The organism is Arthrobacter sp. BK1 (assembly GCF_056680055.1).
Map to the genome: position 1 here is coordinate 3144623 of NZ_CM155263.1, position 20414 is coordinate 3165036.

The window sequence follows — 20414 nt, forward strand, 5'->3', positions numbered from 1 at the left end:
TGGGGTTTCTCCCGCGGCTCTGAAGGGCGCAACTTAATAGACCAATCGATGTAGGAATAAGGGTGTTGCCGGGAACACGGTGGTGCTACCTTGGTTGGAGTTGTCCGTGATGAAGCTTGCAGACAACTCGCAGCGTTCTTGCCGAGGTTCCTATGAGTTATGTTCTCGCCATAGATGTCGGGACCAGCTTCACAGCCGCCGCCGTTGTCCGAACTGATGAACAGAGAGTCCCGGAGAGCCTTCCGTTGGGTCTCCGTGGCATGGCTGTGCCCTCGGTGGTGTACTACCCGGAGGCAGGGCCAATCCTCGTGGGGGAGGCTGCCGAGCGCCGAGGCCTTGACAGTCCCGAACGCGTTGTACGCGAGTTCAAGCGACGGGTGGGGGACGAAGTCCCGATTTCCGTCGGCACCCTGTCACTTCCGGCCGAGGAAGTCTTCGCCACCATGGCACGCTGGGTCGTGGACCGCGCCGAGGAACGCGAGGGCGCACCGCCGTCGGACATTGTCTTATCCCACCCCGCCTCCTGGGGCGCGCACCGAACAGAACTGATCCTCCGCGCCCTGGCCGCCAAGGGCCTCACCAAAGTCACCCTGGTCAGCGAGCCTGTTGCTGCTGCGCTGCACTACGCCTCGCAGGTGCGGGTGGAAAACGGCAGCATCATTGCCGTCTACGATCTCGGTGGCGGAACTTTTGACACAGCTGTGCTCCGGAAGGTCGGAGCTGGCCAGTTCGAGCTGGTAGGCCGTCCTGAGGGGATTGAAGGGCTGGGCGGCGCGGATTTCGACGCTGCCGTCTTTAGGCATGTAGCCGAGCACGCGGGAGAGGTCCTTACCGGCGTTGACCCGGCCGCGCCCGGCACACTGGCTGCCCTCGCCCGGCTGCGGCGGGAGTGTGTTGAAGCCAAGGAGGCCCTCTCCTCCGACAGCGAGGCGAACATCTCGGTCCTGCTTCCGGGTGTCCAGCACCAGGTCCGGCTGGTCCGCTCCGAGTTTGAAGCCATGATTGACGCGCCCATCCGGGAGACCGTGGACGCCCTGGAGAGTTCGCTGCAGGAGCTCGGGCTCACGCCGGCTGACCTCTCGGCCGTACTGCTGATTGGCGGATCGTCGCGAATACCGCTGGTGGCGCAGGTGATTTCGGAACAGCTGGACCGGCCCATTGCCGTGGACGCGGATCCCAAATCGTCCATCTGCCTCGGCGCGGCAGTGTCCATGCTGCAGCTCGATGCGATCACTGATCCGTTGAGCGCCGAGCCCGTTCAGCCAGACGTTGCCAGTGTGGCCGCGGGCGCGCTGTCAGTTGCCGGACGCCATCCCAGCTGGTCTCGAAAGAACGGGACAGTCCACTCCGCAGGTGGTTCGCACAGCGCCAGGGGCGGAGCCCATGGCCCGAGTGCCTCGGTTCGGCTGACGGCCGTGGCCGCAGCTGCAGCAATCCTCACCGGGCTCACCGCAACAGCCGCCCAGAGCCCCGATGCGCTGAGCAACCTCACCGCAATGCTGGTCCCTGCGGAGCCGGTGGAGAAAGCGCCCGGCACTTCTCCTGACGGCGGTTCCGTCCCGGGCGAGTTAGCCCAGGGTGGTTCAGGCGCCGACGATTCAGCCACCGGCGGTTTCGGCATCGGCAGTGTCGAGGCCGGCGGCGGGGGAGTTCCCGAAGTGGGGATCGAAGTCAGCGCGAAGAAGAAGGACAGTGGGCCGGTATCCAGCGCCGCGGGGCTCAACGTGGAGGCCTCGCCAACTTCCAGGCCGTCGGAGGCTGCGGCCGTAGCCGCCGCAGCGGCCATAGCGGCGGCCGGTGGAGGGGCGGCAGCAGCAACCAGCCCGACCGCCCCGGCCAATCCGGCTCCCGGCACCGGGTCCAGCCCGGATCCGGTGATCGGCACGACAACTCCGGTGCCAACGACTCCGGTGCCAGATCCGACGACGACTCCAGCGCCGGATCCGACGACGACTCCAGCGCCGGATCCGACGACGACTCCCGCTCCGGATCCGACGACGACTCCTGCGCCAGACCCGACGACGACTCCTGCCCCGGATCCGACGACGACTCCCGCTCCGGATCCGACGACGACTCCCGCTCCGGATCCGACGACGACTCCTGCGCCTGAGCCTGAGCCATCGACGGAGCCTGAGCCGACGACGGAGCCTGAGCCGACGATCGCACCGACGTCGGCCCCGGCACCTGAGCCTGAGCCGGAGCCTGAGCCGACGATCGCACCGACGTCGGCCCCGGCACCTGAGCCGGAGCCAACGATCGCACCGACGTCGGCCCCGGCACCGGAGCCTGAGCCGACAACTGCGCCGGCACCCGCTCCAGCTCCGGCACCCGCACCTGAGCCGACCACGGACCCAGCGCCCACACCCACCGCTGATCCGACCCCGACTGCGATCGTGACCTGACAGATGATGGGCCACGATCAGCCGTCGGCGGAAGAAGAAGTCCTCCTGGCATCCAGCAGCCTCCCGTACATGCCGGAACAGCTTCGCGGCGAAAACGCCCTCGTCAGGGAACTCCTGCTGGCCCTGTCGGTCGGCTTTATGCTCCCCGGGCCCTTGCCGCGCGAACTGGAACGCAAGGTTGCCGGCGGCGCCGTGGAAGACCTCGATGCCTTAGTGGCGCGGGCGGAGTCGTCTGGCCTCCTGCAGCCAGACGGTACAGTTCTGGGCACCGTCCAGCATGCCCTCCTGACATCGACGCCGACGGTCCGCATCCATACCCTGCAACGGGAGCTGGTTGGATATCTTGCCGCTGACGGCCGCCTCCTGGGTGACTTTGCCCGTCAACTGGCGCGGAACGGGTTGGCTGACCAGCGCGTTGCCGCCGAGCTCGAAAAAGCCGGGGACAGGGCGCTGGAGCACAACCCCGGCCTGGCCGCACAGCTTTATGACGAGGCCCTGCTGGCGGGAGCCGATGAGGTTGGCACCGCGGCGCGCCGCGCCCAGGCTGCGTTGGCCACCGGAGACCTGGACTCCGCCGGACGAATCATCGACGTGCTGCTCGGGTGCCCTGACCCTCCTGACCTCCGCCTCGGAATGGACGTCGCCGCCGCCGTCTGGGCGCAACGGGGGATGCTGGCCCGGAGCGCTGACGTGTACAACTGGCTCGGCCCGGAGCGGGTGGGACCATCCGCTCCGGCTGCCGCAGTGGCCATGATCGGGTGCGGAAACCGCGCCGGAGCCGACAAGCTGTTTCCGGACGGTGCTGCCCCGGAGTCGCCCACCCTGCTTGCCGTGGCGCAGATGCAGACGGGCAAAGGCATCCTGGAATCTCTTGCGGCGGATCCGCATCAGGGACTCCCGGTCCTGATCCACGCTTCGGACATGTTGACGGCGGCAGGGGCCACCATCCCCCTCCCGGATACGCCGGGCGCGCTGGCCGGGCTGGTGGCCCTGCACAGCGGAGAGCCCCGCCTTGCCGAAACGATCCTGCGCGCCGCCGTGACGGCGGGGCAGGGCGGCGATGCGGTCAAACCCCGGCTGTTCCTGCTCCAGGCGTGGTCTGCCATGCAGCAGGACAACCCGGAGGAAGCACGCCTGGCCATCAACGAAGCTTCCAAAGCAAACCCCTGGCCGCTGGTCCCGCGCGATGAGTTCCTTTGTGCGGCCCTCGAAGTTGGCCTGGCCCGCAGGAGTGGTGAAGTCCACGATCTGGTCCTGGCCTGGGAGCGGGCCCGGGAAGCCATGCTCCACACGTCAGTGGACCTGTACAGCCTCCTGCCTTGGGGGGAACTGATGATCACGGCGGCCCGCCTGCGCGAGAGCAGGCGGGTCTCGCATTATCTGGATGAAGTGTGGAAGCTGTTGCAGCAGCTGGGTGAGCCGCCGCTGTGGGCTGTTCCCATGCACTGGGCGGCGGTCCAGGCCGCACTGTTGAACGAAAGCCCGGCCGATCTGGCGCCACACGCTGCAGCATTGGCACGGGCAGCGCAGCACAGCCACCTCGCGTCGCTGCTGGCGGGTGCCGGCAAGGCCTGGGTATCGGTCCTCGCCGGACAGTTCCAGGCAGCTGAGGTTGAAACTGCGGCCCGCGCACTGAACGCGGCGGGTATGCCCTGGGAAGGGGCGCGGCTGGCCGGGCACGCAGCGGCCAGGGCGGACGATCGTAGAGACATGATGCGGCTCCTGTCCTGCGCCCGTGACCTCCACCCGCAAGGGAACTCCGGCAGCCCCAACTCATCCGGACGATCCGAGGTGCGCCCTGCCGCTGTCGAGAACCATGCCACGGATGCGGTCCAGCAGGACGGTTCAGTGCTCAGCGAGCGCGAAAAGGAAGTGGCCAGGCTGGTCCTCGAAGGCAAGACGTACCGGGAGATAGGGGAAGCAATCTACATTTCCCCCCGGACTGCAGAACACCACATCGCCCGGATGCGCCGGCGCCTGGGTGCCGAAAACCGCTCCGATCTGCTGGTCCGGCTGCGCCTTGCCTTGGGTCCCGAAGACCCGCCGCGGGAGTGAACCCCTAGTACCCCTAATGTGGGGGCGGCAAAAGCACTGGAAGCGGGTTGGCCGGTAGGGGGAAGCGACCCGATGCCCGGTGCGCGGACAGAACCTTACGTTTGACTCAAGCCCGGTGACGATGCCTGGCGATCCGCAACTCAGAGAAGAATTGAGGACATCCAATGCCTACACTCGCGAACGACCTCGTCCAGTTCCTTATGAGCCTTTTTGGAAGCCGGGAAGCAGCAGAGGAGTTCCTGGACGATCCGGAGAGGGTGCTCGAGGCTCATGGTTTGGGCGACGTGTGCTCCGCAGATGTTGACGCAGCGATGCCGGTTGTTTTGGACTTCGCACCCATTACCCTGAATGCTTCCTCATTCGACCGCGAATACAACACCGGCGGCAACACGTCGTGGACCGGCGGCGGCAGCGGCGGCACGGGCGGGCACACCCCTCCGGGAGGCGGCGGACACGGTGGCGGGCGCCACGGCGGCGATGACCACGCGCACGCTGTCCAGCAGCTCCACCACGTAGTCAACCACTACTCCTACACCTCGACCACCACTACAGAGGTTGATGACCGCGATACGATCACCGACCAGTCCGTCAACCAGAACATCTGGGCCGACGGCGATGTGAAGCAGTGGTTCGACAACGACTCCGTGGTGGCCTCCGGTGACCGTGCTGTGGCTGCCGGCGACGACGTCGACATCCAGGACTCCAACAACATCGAGGATTCCTACAACACGGACAACTCGGTGGATAACTCCGAAGACAACTCGATCCGCGCCAACGGCGACGTCAACATCGGCAACGAGGAGACGGACATCGACGACTCCTTCAACACCGACCTGGCTGTCGACATCGACGATTCGTTCAACGACAATTCGGACAACTCGGACAATTCGGACAACTCCACGAACGATTCGTTCAACGACAACTCCGACAACTCGGACAACTCCGACAACTCGGTCAACACCGACGTTGATATCGCCGACTCGTTCAACGATGAGAGCACCGACGTCGACATCCAGGACTCCTTCCAGGACAACTCGGACAACTCGGACAACTCCGATAACTCGGAGACCAACACCACCGAGGTCGACGTGGAAATCCAGGATTCCTTCCAGGACAACTCGGACAACTCCACTAACACGGATATAGCCGTGGATGTCGCGGATTCCTTCCAGGACAACTCGACAGAGAACGATGTGGAAGTGGTTGACTCCTTCAACCCGATCGAGGTGGAGGTCGAGGACTCCTTCACGGAGGAGACAACCACCGAGATCGCGGTGGAGGACGTTGGAAATACCGAGATCAGCGCCGAGGACGATGTGAATCTCTAGCGCCAGTCCGGGTAGCGGAAGTGCCTGGCAGGGACTCGAAACCCTGCCGGGCACTTCCCGCCGTAGCCCCCACGTCCCATACTGAGACTTGAAGCAAAGGACTGGCTGTGGTTGAAACGCAACGACCGGGAGGTCTGGCAACGAAGGCAGGCCCCCCAGGACCATCACGGTCCCCGGCGACCGCGACGGCGGCGCAACTGATCAAGCTCGTGGAGCAGGGCATCGGGCTGGTCAGTGACGGGGAACGCGCGGACCTTCGGAAGCGCCTGGACCAGACGCTCCGCAGGCTCAAGGACCCGAACATCCGCGTGATTGTGGTGGGGGAGTTCAAGCAGGGCAAGAGCAAACTCATCAACGCCCTGGTGAACGCGCCTGTGTGCCCGGTCGACGACGACATCGCCACCTCCGTATCCACAGTGGTCCGGCACGGTGATCCGGCGTCGGCCTTCATTTTGCTCCCGCAGGCAGACACTGACCCCGGCGACGATGAGCAACCCGAACGCCAGCCCATTAAGATCAACGAACTGGCCGCGTACGTCTCCGAACGCGGAAACCCTGGCAATGCCAGGAAACTTGTGGCCGCAGAGGTGTTCCTCCCCCGCAAAGTGCTGGCCGGAGGCCTGACGCTGGTCGATTCGCCCGGCGTCGGCGGACTGGGGTCCACCCATACCCTGAGCACCCTGACGGCGTTGCCATCGGCTGATGCGCTGCTCCTCGTTTCGGACGCGTCCCAGGAATACACCGAGCCGGAGATCCGGTTCCTCCGGCAGGCCATGCGCATCACCCCCAGCGTGGTGGGCGTTTTGTCCAAGACCGACCTGTACCCCGAATGGCGCAGGGTTGCCGAACTGGACCGCGGCCACCTGGCACAGGTTTCCCCTGACATCCCGCTGTATCCGGTGTCCTCGGACCTGCGCCTTGAGGCGGCCAGGCTGCAGGACGCGGAACTGAATGCGGAATCCGGCTTCCCTGGCCTGATCGGCCACCTGCGGAAGGAAATCGTGGGAAAGGCGGAACGGCTGCAACGGCGCTCCGTAAGCCAGGACCTGCTTTCCGTCACCGAAAACCTGCGCCTATCGCTTCAGTCAGAGCTGGGGGCGCTGGAGGATCCCGAGGGTACGCCTCGGATGATCGCGGCGCTCGAAGAGGCGAAGTCCCAGGCTGACGAACTGCGAAAGCGTTCGGCGCGCTGGCAGATCACCCTGAATGACGGCATCGGCGACTTGATCGCGGACATGGAGTACGATCTCCGCGACCGTCTCCGGCGCATCCAGCGGGAGGCCGAAGCCGCCATTGACCAAGGCGACCCGGGCCCTACCTGGACCCAGTTCTCCAAGTGGCTGGAGGAGTGTGCCGCTGCCGCGATCTCGGACACGTTCGTCTGGACGAGCGAACGTGCCCAGTGGCTGGCAGCGCAGGTGGCTGAGCACTTCTCGGAGGACGAAGTGGCACTGCCTGCGTTGCGTGTCTCCGACGCCGGGGACGCCCTGGACCCGGTGGACGACATGCCAGGACTCGATGACGGCCGCATCAACCCGATGCAGAAGGTCCTGATCGGGATGCGGGGTTCGTACGGAGGGGTCCTGATGTTCGGCCTCCTGACGGGGATTTTCGGCATGGCCCTGATCAACCCCCTGTCCGTCGGTGCGGGGCTGCTCCTGGGCCGCAAGGCGTACCGCGAGGACAAGGAAGCACGGCTGAAGCGCCGGCAGGGGGAGGCTAAGGCCCTGGTCCGCCGCCAGCTCGACGACGTCACCTTCCAGGTGGGCAAGCAGCTGAAAGACCGGCTCCGGCTGGTGCAGCGCTCCACCCGGGACCACTTCACCGAGATCGCGGATGAGCACCACCGTTCCCTTGCCGATTCGGTGGTGGCGGCCCAGAAGGCGGCCAGCGTCTACAGGCTCGAAAAGGACATGCGGGTCCGCCAGATCAGGGAGGAGCTGAAGAAGGTCGACGCAGTGCACCACGCAGCTGAACTGGTGGCAGCTGAAGCGGCTCAGTCTTCGACGGTGATCCAGCCAGAAGCCGGCCCCACTGCTGGTGGCCGGGCAGCGGGTATGGCTGCCGCTGCTGAGGATTCGACGGCGGGCAGTCCGACGGCGGGTGTACCCACGGCGGGCAGGCACTCGACGGGCCCAGCCCAGGCGGGCACGGCACAGGCGGTTGCGGCGGGCAGATGAGCACGTCCATCAGCGCCGGAGTGGCGGACCTGCTTCAGGACGCCCTCGCCGTCTACTCTGACGATCCCGTGGCAGTGGCGTCATTGCAGGCGTATGCCACGCGTCTGTCCGAGCCGCTGAGGGTCGCTGTGGCGGGCATGGTCAAGGCAGGAAAGTCCACGCTCCTGAACGCCATCATCGGTGAGGAGATCGCGCCCACCGACACCGGCGAGTGCACCCGGATCGTGACGTGGTACCGCTACGGCCACACACCGCGGATAACGCTCTATCCTGCCGTCGGCGAACCGCGGATCCTGCCGTTCAAGCGCGTGGACGGCCGCCTGGTGTTTGTCCTGGGCGGCTCCCGCGCAGAAGACGTGGAACGCCTGGTGGTCGAGTGGCCCTCGCAGGGCCTTCGGGAGCTCACCCTGATAGACACACCCGGAATAGCCTCCTTATCCGGGGACATATCGGCCCGGTCCACCGAATTCCTGACTCCCGCGGACGCGCCTTCCGAAGCCGACGCGATCATCTATCTGATGCGCCACCTGCACGCATCGGACCTGCGGTTCCTTGAGTCGTTCCGGGACACGGAGGCAGGCAGGTCAGGGACAGTCAATGCCTTGGCCGTGCTGTCCCGGGCCGATGAGATCGGAGCGGGCCGCATAGATTCCCTGCTGTCTGCCGGCGATATCGCCGAGCGGTATCGCCGGGACCACAGCCTGCGAAAGCTGGCATTGGGGGTGGTCCCGGTAGCAGGGCTCCTGGCGCAAAGTGCCCGCAGTATGCGCCAGGCAGACTTCGAGTCATTGCGGCTCCTGTCGGGGCTGGACCGGTCCGAGCGGGAGCGGTTGCTGCTCTCCACGGACCGGTTCATCAGGGCCACCGTCCCGGAAGGCCTCAGCGCCGACGCCAGGGCCTCACTGCTGGAACGGTACGGCTTGTTTGGGATCCGGCTGGGAGTGGTGCTGATCCGGAGTGGCTTTGACGAACCCACACGCCTGGCTCACGAGCTTGCCCGGCGCAGCGGGCTGGATCCGTTGTTGGACCTCGTGGCCCGCCAGTTCCAGGCCCGTGCCGAGGCGCTGAAGGCCAGGACCGCTTTGGTGGGCCTGGAAAACCTGCTTCGAAGCGTGCCGCGGGAAGGTACCGGAGGGCTGGCCGCAGGCATTGAACGCGTTCAGGCCAACGCCCATGAATTCCGCGAGCTCCGCCTGCTCGCCACCATCCGCACCACGGGAATTCCACTCAGCAACGAGTTGGCGGAGGAAGCCGAACGCCTGATCGGTGGCTGGGGAGCAGCCCCCGGCATCAGGGTGGGCCTTGCTCCGGAGACTCCACCGGAGGAGATCCTGGCAGAGGCCCGGAGCTACCTGAAAAGGTGGCGGACCGTCGCGGAGAACCCGCTCACGGACCGTGCGGCACTGGAGACGTGCCGTGTGGTGACGCGCAGCTGCGAGGGCATCGTGGCCGAATTTTCCGCCCGGCAACTGCAGCGGCAATAAGCCGTTACCGGAAGCGGTTCGCCTGGAGGCTGGTCCGGCGCGTCTTGAGCCACCTGCCGGCCGACGGCATGAAGAGCGCCACCAGGCCGACGAAAGCCAGGAGCAGCTGGGCACCCCAGAGCAGCACAACATAGCTGCCGGCGTCGCCCTCGGGAACCAGGAACGCATAGGCCACCGCCATGACCATCACGTGGCCGGCCAGGAGCGGAATCATCAGCCAGCGGACCCAGCCGTGGCGGGCAGAAACAGCCGCAATGGCCGCCGCTTCGAGCAAAATCACCAACAGCAGGGCACTGAGGCTGCCCCAGAAAACGATGGCCGATGACGTGCTGACGGCGTCGGCATCCCCACCGGGAGCCATTTCCTCAACGACAGCCCGGAGCCGCTCCAGATTTGAATCCCGTGCGAAGAATGAGCCGACGAGCACGGCGAGGCCGGCGACGAAGCTCAGCAACCAGGACGTCCTCGCCACGCCGACGCTGCGGGGCGCCGGAGGAGTGACCAGAATCGGTGCCGGTGCTGCGTACGAGAGGCCAGGCCTTGGCGGCGGCGGCGGAGTCCCAGTCCTGGCGGGCGTTGCCGGTAATGGGGCTTCTCCGTCAGGTTGCTGGGCCATGGGACTTACTTTACGTCGCCGGTGTCATGGGTGTCAGCGTCTGGACTGGACGTGTCACCGGCAGCGCCGCCGTGGCCTTTATCCTTCCCGCCATGGGGGCCTGGTGCATTCGGGCTGGAACCCGCAGGGCCGCCGTCGGCCTTTTCCTTCGCCTCAAGGTCTTCCTTGAGCTTCTTCAGGCGGGCGGTTTCTGCCTGCTTACGGCGGCGTATTTCCAGGTTGCGGAGGAAATCCGGATCGTCGTCCGGGGCGAGGGGATGGCCAGCGGCCTGCCGGACCGGACCTTTAGCGCGGGGGCGGCCGATCAGGAGCCACAGGATGGCGCCAAGCACCGGCAGGACGATCATCACGATGATCCAGGCCGGCTTGGAAATTCCGCGGGTCAGGCGGCCGTCAGTGCGAATCACGTCCACCAGGCCATACACGAAGATGACGAGAACAGCGACAGCGAGAACCACACGGAAGAGCATGTCATTAAGTCTATCGTCCGCAGGCAACGCGCGTTCAGGCCGGGCGGCTAAACTTGGATGGTGGCTTTCCTGAAATACTCCCTGATCCGGCTGGCGCTGTTCGCGCCGCTCTTCGTACTGTTCATGTTCCTGCAGTTGGGAGCGCTGCTGTCAGTCATCTGCGCGGCGCTGATCGCCTTCGCGGTGAGCTACCTGTTCTTCCAGAAACAGCGGGACGAGGCAGCCGCCGCCCTTCATAGCCGGTTCTCCGGCAAGGCCAAGCCGCTGCGCAGCGCCGGCGAGGTAGCCGACGCGAATGCCGAAGACGGACTCCTGGACGCGAATCCGGACGTCACCATCCGCACATCCGGACCCAAAGCTCCCGGGCCCAAACCTCCCGAGGCCAAGGCCCCCGAAGCCTAGAATCCGTGGCTGAGCACCAGCCCCGCTGAGAAGAGCAGGCTGTATCCGAGGTTGATCAGCCCCGTCTGCTTCAGCACGGGGATCAGGCTCTTGCGCTTGCGGCCGTTGATCATCAGCCAGGCCGGCATCAGGCACGCGGGGATGAGCAGCAGCACGATCAGCATCCACGGGCGTCCCGGGGCAAGGATCACCACCAGGAAGATGGCCACGGCAAGCATCAGGACGTAGCTTTCGCGGGCGTGTTTGTCTCCCAGGCGCACGGCCAGGGTCTTTTTGCCCGCCTGCGTATCCGTGGGGATGTCCCGGACGTTGTTGGCCATCAGCAGGGCGCAGGCAATCAGCCCGGTGCCGATCGCGCCGATGATGGCCGGCAGGTTGATCTGCCCGGCCTGCGTGTAGGTGGTGCCAAGGGTTGCCACCAGGCCGAAGAACACAAACACAAAAACGTCGCCCAAGCCCATGTAGCCGTAGGGGTTCTTGCCACCGGTGTAACCCCAGGCAGCCATCACGCAGCCGATTCCCACCAGGATCAGCCACCAGCTCTGGGTGATGACCACCAGCGCCAGTCCGAACAGCATCGCCAGTCCGAACGCTCCGAACGCCGCATATTTAACGTGTTCCGGCTGCGCGGCGCCCGAACCCACCAGGCGCAGCGGACCCACCCGGTCCTCGTCGGTGCCGCGGACGCCGTCGGAATAGTCGTTGGCGTAGTTCACACCGATCTGCAGGAGCAGCGCCACCAGCGCGGCCAGGACGGCGTTGACGGGTCGGAAGGAATCCATTTCGTAGGCCGCGGCCGTGCCGATCAGTACCGGGGCGATTGCCGCCGGCAGCGTGCGGAGGCGGGCGCCTTGGATCCATTGTGCGGCTGTGGCCACGTCAGTACCTCGTGTTGGGTTGGGAGAACGGTGGAACGTTGGGGTGCGCCGGCTGCGAACTGGCCTCCGGTGCAGCTCTACTCTACTTTCCCCCGTGCAGGGCGTTGAGCCGCTCGATCATCGCCAGCCGGTCAGGCTTGCCGTTGGAGAGCATCAGGAGTTCCGGCGCGGTCAGCACCGTTTTCGGTGCCAGGAGGCCGAGCCGCTGATGCCATTGCTGTTCATGCGCGACGGCGTGAGCCCCGGCCGCCGCGGCGGGCGCGCCGCCGGTGTCCCCACCGCCGGCCACCGCCACATAGGCGGCCACGGCCTGGCCCCATTCCGCGGACGGAACGCCGGCCACAAAAGCCGCCTTGACGCCGTCGGACTTTTCCAGCTCTGCCTGCACATGGGCAGCGGAGACCTTGACGCCGCCGGTGATGATGACGTCGTCGGCGCGCCCCAGCACGGTCAGGCGGCCGTCGTCGTCCACCACGCCGAGATCGTTGGTGCGGTACCAGCGGACGCCGTCTTCCTCGAAGAAGGTGTCGGTGCTTTCCGGTGAATCAAGGTAGCCCGCGGCCACCGTGTCACCGCCCAGCAGGATCCGGCCGTCCGCTGCCACCCGGACGGACACGCCTTCCAGTGGCACGCCGTCGTAGACGCAGCCGCCGCAGGTTTCCGCGGAACCGTAGGTGGTGATGACACGGATGCCGGCTTCGCGCGCGGCCTCCAGCAGCCGGGCCGGGGCGGGTGCGCCGCCCAGCAGAATGCCGTTGAACCGGCGCAGCACGGCCAACGTGTCCGTCGACGGCGATTCCAGGAGCCGCTGCAGCTGCGTTGGCACCAGCGACGTGAACCGGATTTTGTCGGTCAGTTCCAGCGCCGCAGCCGTAAACGCCTCGGGGGTGAACCCGCCGGAGAGGTCCATGACCCACGGGCGGGTTCCGGCGAACAGCGAACGCACCAGGACCTGAATCCCGGCCACATACTGCACGGGAAGGGCAAGGAGCCACTGGCCCTCGCCCTTCAGTGCGAATGCTGTGGCCATCGAGGATGCTGCCAGCGCCTCCACGGTGAGGATCGTGGCCTTCGGTGCGCCGGTCGAGCCTGACGTGCGGACCACCGCCACCGCGTCATCGCAGCCCGGCGTCTCGGTGTGCCCCACCACCAGCTGGCCGTCGGGGCCAATGGAAAGTTCGACGGCGGGTCCCTCGCCGTGCAGGGCGGCGGCCAGGGCCGTGAGCGCGGGGTCGATGTTGAGGGGGCCGCTGGTGCGGGGTCCGTTATTCATGTGCCGTCCTGCCTTGGAAGTACGCGGGAAAGTGAGCCGTGCCCGGAAGTGCTCCGGGACTAGAAGTAGTGCGGGAAACGCGACCAGTCCGGGTCCCGCTTCTCCAGGAAGGCTTCCTTGCCTTCCACGGCCTCGTCCGTCATATAGGCCAGGCGGGTGGCTTCGCCGGCGAAGACCTGCTGGCCGGCCAGGCCGTCGTCGGCGAGGTTGAAGGCGAATTTCAGCATACGGATGGCCTGCGGTGACTGCCGGGCGATGTCCGCGGCGTATTCCAAGGCGACGTCCTCCAGGCGCTCGTGATCCACGGCTTGGTTGACCGCGCCCATCCGCACCATGTCTTCCGCGGTGTACTCCCGGGCCAGGAAGAAGATTTCGCGGGCGGCTTTCTGACCGATCTGGCGGGCCAGCAGCGCGGAGCCGTAGCCGGCGTCGAAACTTCCCACCGTGGCGTCAGTCTGCTTGAACTTGCCGTGCTGGCGGGAGGCGATGGTGAGATCGGCCACGACGTGGAGGGAGTGCCCGCCGCCGGCTGCCCAGCCGTTCACGACGGCGATGACCACCTTGGGCATGGTGCGTATGAGCCGCTGGACCTCGAGGATGTGGAGGCGGCCGGCACGGGCGGGATCGATGGTTTCCTTCGTTTCGCCCTCTGCGTACCGGTAGCCATCGCGGCCGCGGATCCGCTGGTCACCACCGGAGCAGAAGCTGTGCCCGCCGTCTTTGGAGGAGGGGCCGTTGCCGGTGAGCAGGACGGTGGCCACGTCCGGGGACATCCGGGCATGGTCCATGGCGCGGTAGAGCTCGTCAACAGTGCCGGGGCGGAAGGCGTTGCGGACCTCGGGCCGATTGAAGGCGATCCGGACGGTGGGCAGGTCCTTGGTGGTGCCGTCCGCGGAGCGTTCCACCTGGCGGTGATAGGTCATGTCCTGGAAGTCATCGAAGCCGGACACGGTGCGCCAGCGGGTGGGGTCAAAGACGTCGGACACCTTGGCGGGAATTTGGTTGCTCACCGGACAAGTCTAGTAATCGGCTCAGCTGATGCAGAACTCGTTGCCCTCGGGGTCTGCCATGGTGTGCCATGCGTGCGGACCCTGGTTGGCGGTCCAGAGGAAGGTGGCGCCGCGGGCCTCGAGTTCGCGGCGGACCTCATCCTTGTCCCGGTCCTCAAGCCGCACATCCCAGTGGACGCGGTTCTTCACGGTCTTTTCGTCCGGAGTGGTCTGGAAGAGCATCCGCCGGGTGGGCCGGGCCGCGTCCACTTCCTCGGGAGGCCGGATGGCCGAACCTGTCCGCCACACCAGCTTTCCGTTGTGGACCAGGGTTTCGTCGTCGGTGGCGAACCCCTGCTCGATCATGGACCGGATAAAGGCCTCGTCCTGCGGCTCCACTGCCCAGTCCAGGGTTTCGGCCCACCAGTCGGCAAGTTCGTGCGGATTATGGCAGTCAACAACTGTTTGCGTGATCAGTCCCATCGTTCCAACGTACGACGGCGGCGCGCACGGCGGTAGGGTGTACCGCCCCCTCCTCGCTCAGCCACAGCAACGCGGGGCGCCATTACTGCAACGCGGGGTCACTTTTGGCCCGATAACGGAGCGTTATTGGGCCAAAAGTGACCCCGCGTTGGTTTGGGGAGTGTTGGTTTGGGGCGCGTCGATTGGGGTGTGTTGGGTTGGGGGCAGGGCGGCTAGGGCTGGACCTGCTGGAGTTGTTCGAACACCTCGGGCGGGATGGCGTAGATGAAGACCACGGCCAGCAGGTTCTTGGCCGCGTGGACGAAGTAGGAGAACATCAGGTTCTTGCCGGTCCAGACGTAGACAAAGACCAGGGTGGTGCCCATCGCGAGGTAGGGAAGCAGGGCCTGGAGTGTGATGGCCTCCTGGCCGGCGATGTGGATGGCGGCGAACAGCACCACTGACAGCACGCAGCACAGCCAGATATTGAGCCGCCGGCTGAGCTTGCCGATCAGGAGGTGGCGGAAGATGTACTCCTCCACAAACGGGCCGATCACCACCAGCACCGGGACCATGAGCCACGCCGGGACCTGCTGCATCAGCGCCTGCAGTCCGGCCTGGTTCTCCGAGGTCTGCACCTCGCCGGAGGCCGACACCACCAGGGCGGTGAGGATCATCATGGCCACCACGGCCGCGGGCACCATCAGCACCGTGAACCACGGGCGGGTGGCGAGGACGCGGAGGTCGCGGGCGGCTACCTGGCGTGCGGCGAACAGGGCCAGGATCCCGATGGAGCCGTAGAAGATCAGGTTCACACCATAGGACGCCACTGCCGGACTGGGGGCCACCTGCAGCAGCAAAGGAACCAGCAGTTCCCCGGCCAGGGCGAAGAAGCCGGCTACGGCAACGTAGAGGCCAACGGTGGTGAAATCAAGGGGGGAAAACCTGTACAGCCCAGGCTGCGGAGCCGGTGCTTTCCGGTGTGTGGTGGCCATGTATTCAGCCTAGCCGGGAGCCGTGCCGTGCGGGTGCGGTGAGGGCGGCGTCACATTGCGGGCCAAGTTCGTGGTCCCGTAGAATATTCGGTATGCCTAAATTTATGTTTCGGTGCGCCAAAGTAGCCGCCCGAACGTTCGCGCGCGGAACGGTGGGCCTCCGCGCTGCCGGCGCTGCCGCCGTCGTCGTTCTGTCGCTGACTCTCGCTGCCTGCGGCGGTGATGCGTCCGGTAACGGCGACAACGGCAAACCGGTGGTGCTGACCACCTTCACGGTTCTGGCCGACGTCGCCCGCAACGTCGCCGGGGACAAGCTCACCGTGGAGTCCATCACCAAGGCGGGCGCCGAAATCCATGGCTACGAACCCACCCCAGGCGATATCCGCAAAGCCTCCAAAGCCGACCTCATCCTGGACAACGGACTCAACCTCGAAGCCTGGTTCGCCCAGTTCGTGGAGGGCCTGGACGTGCCGCACGCGGTAGTGAGCGACGGCGTGGAGGTGATGTCCATCAGCGAGGACTCCTACCAGGGCAAGCCCAACCCGCACGCGTGGATGTCGCCGGTGAACGTGCAGATCTACGTGGACAACATGGTGAAGGCGTTCGCTGAACTGGATCCGGAGAACGCCGAGGCCTTCAAGGCCAACGGCGATGCCTACAAAGCCCAGCTGCAGGCTGTGCAGGACGAGATGAAAGCCAGCCTTGCCGGAGTCCCGGAGAACCAGCGTGCCCTGGTGACGTGTGAGGGCGCCTTCTCCTACCTGGCGCGCGACGCCGGCCTCCGCGAGGTCTATATCTGGGCAGTGAACGCTGAACAGCAGGCCACCCCGCAGCAGATCACCCGCGCCATCGAGTACGTCAAGGCCAACCAGGTCCCCGCGGTCTTTTGCGAATCCACGGTGTCCGATGCCCCCATGCAGCAGGTGGTGGGTGCCACGGGGACCAGGTTCGGCGGCACCCTCTACGTGGACTCGCTCTCCGAAGCGGACGGGCCCGTGCCCACTTACCTTGACCTGATCAGGCACGACGCCGATCTCATCACCAAAGCCCTGGCCGGTAGCACGGGCAGCGCGTCAGCAGGGCCGAAGCCATGAGCACCCCGGCCATCCTGGTGGAAAACGTCACTGTCCACTACGGCGAGGTCCTGGCGCTCGATTCCGCCTCGCTCACCCTTGGCGCCGCCCGGATCTGCGGCCTGATCGGCATGAACGGGTCCGGGAAATCGACACTCTTCAAAGTGATCATGGGAATGATCAAGCCCGACGCCGGCCGCGTCCTGATCGGCGGCCAGTCACCGTCGAAGGCGCGCAAGGAGGGTGGGATCGGCTATGTGCCGCAGAGCGAGGATGTTGACTGGCAGTTCCCGCTGTCCGTCCGCGACGTGGTGATGATGGGCCGCTACGGGCACCAGGGGTTCACCCGGCGCCCGTCCAAAGCCGACAAGGCCGCCGTCGATGAAGCACTGGACCGGGTGGAACTGGGCGAGTACGCCGGCCGCCAGATCGGCCAGCTGTCCGGCGGGCAGAAGAAGCGGGCCTTTGTGGCCCGCGGCATCGCCCAGGGCGCCACCATGATGCTGCTGGACGAACCGTTCGCCGGCGTGGACAAGCGCTCCGAAGCCACCATCACCCGGCTGCTGCAGGAGCTGGCCTCCGATGGCTGCACCATCCTGATCTCCACCCACGATCTCCACGCGCTCCCGGAACTGTGCGACGAAGCGGTCCTGCTGATGCGCCGCGTGCTCATGCATGGCGCCCCGGAACTGGTGCTGCAGCCGGAAAACCTGGCCATGGCGTTCGGCCTGGACGTGCTCAACCGCCCGCTCCCGGAACACGGCGCCCCGGAAGGCCACGGCCACAAACATCCGGTGGCAGGCGCCGATGCCGCCCCCGCAAAGAACAGGGGCTGAGCCGTGGACTTCCTGGACATCCTGCTCGAACCGCTGAGCTACGACTTCATGGTCCGCGCCATCGTCACCACGGCGCTCGCCGCCGTCGTCTGTGCCGTGCTGAGCTGCTGGCTGGTGCTGATCGGCTGGTCGCTGATGGGGGATGCTGTTTCCCACGCTGTGCTGCCAGGCGTGGTACTGGCCTACATTGTGGGCGCCCCGTTCGCCCTGGGCGCGCTGGTATTCGCGCTGATCGCGGTAACCCTGATCGGCGTGGTCCGCAACACCAGCAGGGTCAAGGAGGACGCCGCCATCGGCATCGTGTTCAGCACCCTCTTTGCCCTGGGCCTGGTGCTCATTTCCGTCACGCCCAGCCAGACCGACCTGAACCACATCATCTTCGGCAACCTCCTGGGCGTCAGCATCCCGGACCTGATCCAGGTACTGGTGCTCGGCGTCGTGGCATTCGCCATCCTTATTCTCAAGCGCCGCGACCTGACACTCTACGCTTTTGATCCCACCCACGCCCACGCGATCGGGCTCTCACCGAAGCGGCTGGGCGCGCTGCTCCTGGGCCTGCTGGCGCTGACCTCCGTGGTGGCCCTGCAGACCGTCGGGGTGGTGCTGGTGGTGGCCATGCTGATCATCCCCGGAGCCACCGCCTACCTGCTGACCGACCGCTTCAACCGCATGCTGGTGATCGCCCCGGTGGTATCGGCCGTATGCTCGATCGCCGGGATCTACCTCAGCTACTACCTGGACACTGCCTCGGGCGCCATGGTGGTGCTCACCCAGGGCGTGGTGTTTGCTGCGGTCTACCTCTTCAGTCCGCGGCAGGGCCTGATCGGCACCCGGCTGGCCAAGGCCCGGCGTCGGAAAGCGGCCGTCCTCGCCGTGTAAAAGGGCGCCTCTTCAGCCTGGTCGCGGCGCCCATTTCGATGGTTCCCTGCACACTCGACGTTCGTCGCCATCGTGCGTGCAGGGAACCGTCGAAGTGGCGTACGACGCCGGTCTTGGGCCGGGCGCCGCCGTCACCGGCCGTGCAGCTTGACGCCGCGGCGTCGGGCGGGGCACGCTGGTGCGATGAAGTCCTAACCAGCAGCCCGGCCACGCCGGACTGTTCCCCGAAAAACCAGGGCCGCCGTCGAGCGCTGGATGAACCGTCCAGTTCAGCCCCGGCGGCCACACTGCGGAACTTGCAAGGACTTCCTGTGACTGAACATCTCCACCTTTCCGGCGTTTCCCACGGCTACGGGGACCGTGAGCTCCTGCATGCCGTCGATCTGGTGATCAACCCCGGTGAGCACGTGGCCATCGTGGGAGAAAACGGTGCCGGCAAATCCACGCTGCTCAGGATCCTGGCCGGCCTCGAGCCTCCGGACGAAGGCACCACCGGCAGCCACGGTCGGGTGGGCTACCTCGCCCAGACCCATGGCCTGCCGGAGTCGTTCACCGTGGGCGCCGCCATCGACGCTTCCCTGGCCTCATTGAGGGCCCTTGAGGCTGAGCTGGACCGCTTGGAAGCGGGGCTGGCCGATGCCGAGGACGAGGAGCTGGAACTGTACGGCAGGCTGCAGACCGAGTACCAGCTGCGGGAGGGCTATGCCGCGGAATCCCGGGTGGAGGCAGCGCTGGACCGGCTGGGCCTCGGCGGGCTGGACCGGAAACGGACCCTCGGATCGTTGTCCGGCGGGGAACAGGAGCGCGTTGCGCTGGCCTGCGTGCTGGCTGATCCGGCGGACATCCTGCTCCTGGACGAACCCACCAACCATCTCGACGTCCGCGGCACCGCTTGGCTTGAGGACCGGCTGGAGGCCCACCGCGGCACCGTGGTCGTGGTGTCACACGACCGTGTATTGCTCAGGAAAGTCGCCACCACCATCATCGAGGTCGACGCCGAGCGCCGAGCCGTGACCCGCTACGGCAACGGCTATGACGGCTACCTCCGCGAGAAAGCAGCCGAACGCGAGCGCTGGGTCCAGCAGTACCATTCCTGGATCGATGAGATGGCGGCCGAAAAACGCCAGGCGGAGACCGTGGCCGGGACCATGGGCTACGGCCGGAAGCGCGACAACGACAAAGTGGGCTTCGATTTCAAGGCCGGCACGTGGCAGAAAGCGGCGAGCAGCAAGGTCCGCAACGCACAGGAGCGTTTGAGGCGGCTGGAAGCAAGCCCGGTGGACCGTCCGCCTGTTCCGTTGCGGCTGATGGCGGAGATGGCGGTCGACGGGACAGCGGAAGGACGTACGACGCCGGACGCCGGCGCCGAAGGTCTCCCGCCGACGTCTGTGGTCCTGAAGGCCCGCGGCGTCCAGGTTCCGGGCAGGCTGGGAGCCACCAGCTTCCAGGCCGGCGCCGGGGAGAAAATCCTGATCACCGGCCCCAACGGGGCCGGAAAATCCACGCTGCTCTCCGTACTGGCGGGGACTCTGGAACCCCCGGAAGGGATGGTGGAGCGCCCGGCGCGGGTCGGCTACCTCCAGCAGGAACTCGAACTGCCCCAGCGGCCCGGCCTCCGCCTGCTCCCGGCGTTCGCGGCAGGTCTCGGCGGCAACATCGACGAGCACGCCGAAGCCCTCCTGCGCCTGGGCCTGTTCCGCACCAGCGAATTCCACGTTCCGGTGGGCAGCCTGTCCGCAGGCCAGCAGCGCCGCCTGGCCCTGGCGCGGCTGCTGCTGGGTGGGTACTCCACCCTCATCGTGGACGAGCCGACCAACCATCTGGCTCCCGTCCTGGTGGAGCAGCTGGAGGAGGTGCTGGAGGGCTTCGCAGGGACGCTGGTCATGGTCAGCCACGATCGAGCCCTGCGGGAATGGTTTGCCCGGTGTGCGCGGAAGAGCGAAAAGTCGCGGACGGACGATGCAGGCCGCTGGATCAGGTACTCGATGGACAACGGAGTGCTCGCCCCCGCCTGACGCCGCTTTGAAACCGGTCTGAGGCAGGAAGTCAGCCGCCGGCAGCCAACCGGAGCCACTCCGGCTCACGAAGCGGT

17 protein-coding genes are annotated in these 20414 nt (G+C 66.3%); 10 read left to right on the forward strand and 7 right to left on the reverse strand.

Annotation, left to right across the window (positions count from 1 at the left end; genetic code table 11):
• Positions 1 to 152 precede the first annotated feature (152 nt).
• From AC1MCA_RS14315 to AC1MCA_RS14335, 5 genes are all read left to right on the forward strand, one after another.
• Entirely contained in the window at positions 153 to 2402 is a 2250-nt protein-coding gene (locus AC1MCA_RS14315; protein ID WP_479798419.1) for an Hsp70 family protein, read from the forward strand.
• A 3-nt stretch (positions 2403 to 2405) separates the two neighbouring features.
• Positions 2406 to 4457, forward strand: coding sequence for a LuxR C-terminal-related transcriptional regulator (locus AC1MCA_RS14320; protein ID WP_479798421.1), 2052 nt, complete (start codon positions 2406 to 2408; stop codon positions 4455 to 4457).
• Positions 4458 to 4621: 164 nt separating this feature from the next.
• Complete coding sequence (locus tag AC1MCA_RS14325; protein ID WP_479798423.1) at positions 4622 to 5785, forward strand: IniB N-terminal domain-containing protein; 1164 nt, start codon at positions 4622 to 4624, stop codon at positions 5783 to 5785.
• 209 nt (positions 5786 to 5994) lie between these two features.
• A complete protein-coding gene (locus AC1MCA_RS14330; RefSeq protein ID WP_479803405.1) occupies positions 5995 to 7965 on the forward strand; it encodes a dynamin family protein in 1971 nt (656 codons plus the stop codon).
• Positions 7962 to 9449 carry a dynamin family protein gene (locus tag AC1MCA_RS14335; protein ID WP_479798425.1) on the forward strand — a complete coding sequence of 496 codons (1488 nt, stop codon included), beginning with the start codon at positions 7962 to 7964 and terminating at the stop codon, positions 9447 to 9449. Before AC1MCA_RS14330 ends, AC1MCA_RS14335 begins: the two co-directional genes overlap by 4 nt.
• 4 nt (positions 9450 to 9453) lie before the next feature.
• On the opposite strand, the gene AC1MCA_RS14340 is transcribed toward AC1MCA_RS14335, so the two are convergent.
• Both AC1MCA_RS14340 and AC1MCA_RS14345 read right to left on the reverse strand, forming a co-directional pair.
• Positions 9454 to 10065: a hypothetical protein gene (locus AC1MCA_RS14340; RefSeq protein ID WP_479798427.1), complete on the reverse strand. Its 612-nt coding sequence runs from the start codon at positions 10063 to 10065 to the stop codon at positions 9454 to 9456.
• Positions 10066 to 10070: 5 nt separating this feature from the next.
• Positions 10071 to 10535, reverse strand: a complete 465-nt coding sequence (locus AC1MCA_RS14345; protein WP_479798429.1) for a PLD nuclease N-terminal domain-containing protein — start codon at positions 10533 to 10535, stop codon at positions 10071 to 10073.
• 60 nt (positions 10536 to 10595) lie between these two features.
• Here AC1MCA_RS14345 and AC1MCA_RS14350 point away from each other — a divergent pair, with 60 nt between their 5' ends.
• A complete protein-coding gene (locus AC1MCA_RS14350) occupies positions 10596 to 10937 on the forward strand; it encodes a DUF4229 domain-containing protein (RefSeq protein WP_479798431.1) in 342 nt (113 codons plus the stop codon).
• Here the strand turns inward: AC1MCA_RS14350 and AC1MCA_RS14355 are convergent.
• The 5 genes from AC1MCA_RS14355 to AC1MCA_RS14375 all read right to left on the reverse strand — a co-directional run bounded on the left by AC1MCA_RS14355 (position 10934) and on the right by AC1MCA_RS14375 (position 15534).
• Entirely contained in the window at positions 10934 to 11815 is an 882-nt protein-coding gene (locus tag AC1MCA_RS14355) for a 1,4-dihydroxy-2-naphthoate polyprenyltransferase (protein ID WP_108599441.1), read from the reverse strand. The genes AC1MCA_RS14350 and AC1MCA_RS14355 overlap by 4 nt on opposite strands.
• A gap of 82 nt (positions 11816 to 11897) precedes the next feature.
• Complete coding sequence (locus AC1MCA_RS14360; protein WP_479798434.1) at positions 11898 to 13088, reverse strand: AMP-binding protein; 1191 nt, start codon at positions 13086 to 13088, stop codon at positions 11898 to 11900.
• Positions 13089 to 13147: 59 nt separating this feature from the next.
• Positions 13148 to 14098, reverse strand: a complete 951-nt coding sequence (locus AC1MCA_RS14365; RefSeq protein WP_479798436.1) for a 1,4-dihydroxy-2-naphthoyl-CoA synthase — start codon at positions 14096 to 14098, stop codon at positions 13148 to 13150.
• Between the two features lie 21 nt (positions 14099 to 14119).
• Positions 14120 to 14560, reverse strand: coding sequence for a VOC family protein (locus tag AC1MCA_RS14370; protein WP_479798438.1), 441 nt, complete (start codon positions 14558 to 14560; stop codon positions 14120 to 14122).
• 212 nt (positions 14561 to 14772) lie between these two features.
• Positions 14773 to 15534, reverse strand: a complete 762-nt coding sequence (locus tag AC1MCA_RS14375) for a CPBP family intramembrane glutamic endopeptidase (RefSeq protein WP_479798442.1) — start codon at positions 15532 to 15534, stop codon at positions 14773 to 14775.
• Between the two features lie 92 nt (positions 15535 to 15626).
• Here AC1MCA_RS14375 and AC1MCA_RS14380 point away from each other — a divergent pair, with 92 nt between their 5' ends.
• From AC1MCA_RS14380 to AC1MCA_RS14395, 4 genes are all read left to right on the forward strand, one after another.
• Positions 15627 to 16628, forward strand: a complete 1002-nt coding sequence (locus AC1MCA_RS14380; protein WP_479798446.1) for a metal ABC transporter substrate-binding protein — start codon at positions 15627 to 15629, stop codon at positions 16626 to 16628.
• Complete coding sequence (locus AC1MCA_RS14385; RefSeq protein WP_479798448.1) at positions 16625 to 17443, forward strand: metal ABC transporter ATP-binding protein; 819 nt, start codon at positions 16625 to 16627, stop codon at positions 17441 to 17443. The genes AC1MCA_RS14380 and AC1MCA_RS14385 overlap by 4 nt, the downstream gene beginning before the upstream one ends.
• A 12-nt stretch (positions 17444 to 17455) precedes the next feature.
• Positions 17456 to 18322 (forward strand): metal ABC transporter permease, encoded by an 867-nt coding sequence (locus AC1MCA_RS14390; protein WP_108598899.1) that lies wholly within the window; start codon positions 17456 to 17458, stop codon positions 18320 to 18322.
• A gap of 311 nt (positions 18323 to 18633) precedes the next feature.
• Positions 18634 to 20337, forward strand: coding sequence for an ABC-F family ATP-binding cassette domain-containing protein (locus tag AC1MCA_RS14395; protein WP_479798451.1), 1704 nt, complete (start codon positions 18634 to 18636; stop codon positions 20335 to 20337).
• Positions 20338 to 20414 lie beyond the last annotated feature (77 nt).

Coding starts and splice junctions, on each gene's coding strand:
- AC1MCA_RS14360 (WP_479798434.1), bottom strand. CDS start 13,088: ATGAATAACGGACCCCGCACCAGCGGCCCCCTCAACATCGACCCCGCG.
- AC1MCA_RS14345 (WP_479798429.1), bottom strand. CDS start 10,535: ATGCTCTTCCGTGTGGTTCTCGCTGTCGCTGTTCTCGTCATCTTCGTG.
- AC1MCA_RS14335 (WP_479798425.1), top strand. CDS start 7,962: ATGAGCACGTCCATCAGCGCCGGAGTGGCGGACCTGCTTCAGGACGCC.
- AC1MCA_RS14380 (WP_479798446.1), top strand. CDS start 15,627: ATGCCTAAATTTATGTTTCGGTGCGCCAAAGTAGCCGCCCGAACGTTC.
- AC1MCA_RS14340 (WP_479798427.1), bottom strand. CDS start 10,065: ATGGCCCAGCAACCTGACGGAGAAGCCCCATTACCGGCAACGCCCGCC.
- AC1MCA_RS14370 (WP_479798438.1), bottom strand. CDS start 14,560: ATGGGACTGATCACGCAAACAGTTGTTGACTGCCATAATCCGCACGAA.
- AC1MCA_RS14320 (WP_479798421.1), top strand. CDS start 2,406: ATGATGGGCCACGATCAGCCGTCGGCGGAAGAAGAAGTCCTCCTGGCA.
- AC1MCA_RS14325 (WP_479798423.1), top strand. CDS start 4,622: ATGCCTACACTCGCGAACGACCTCGTCCAGTTCCTTATGAGCCTTTTT.
- AC1MCA_RS14315 (WP_479798419.1), top strand. CDS start 153: ATGAGTTATGTTCTCGCCATAGATGTCGGGACCAGCTTCACAGCCGCC.
- AC1MCA_RS14385 (WP_479798448.1), top strand. CDS start 16,625: ATGAGCACCCCGGCCATCCTGGTGGAAAACGTCACTGTCCACTACGGC.
- AC1MCA_RS14375 (WP_479798442.1), bottom strand. CDS start 15,534: ATGGCCACCACACACCGGAAAGCACCGGCTCCGCAGCCTGGGCTGTAC.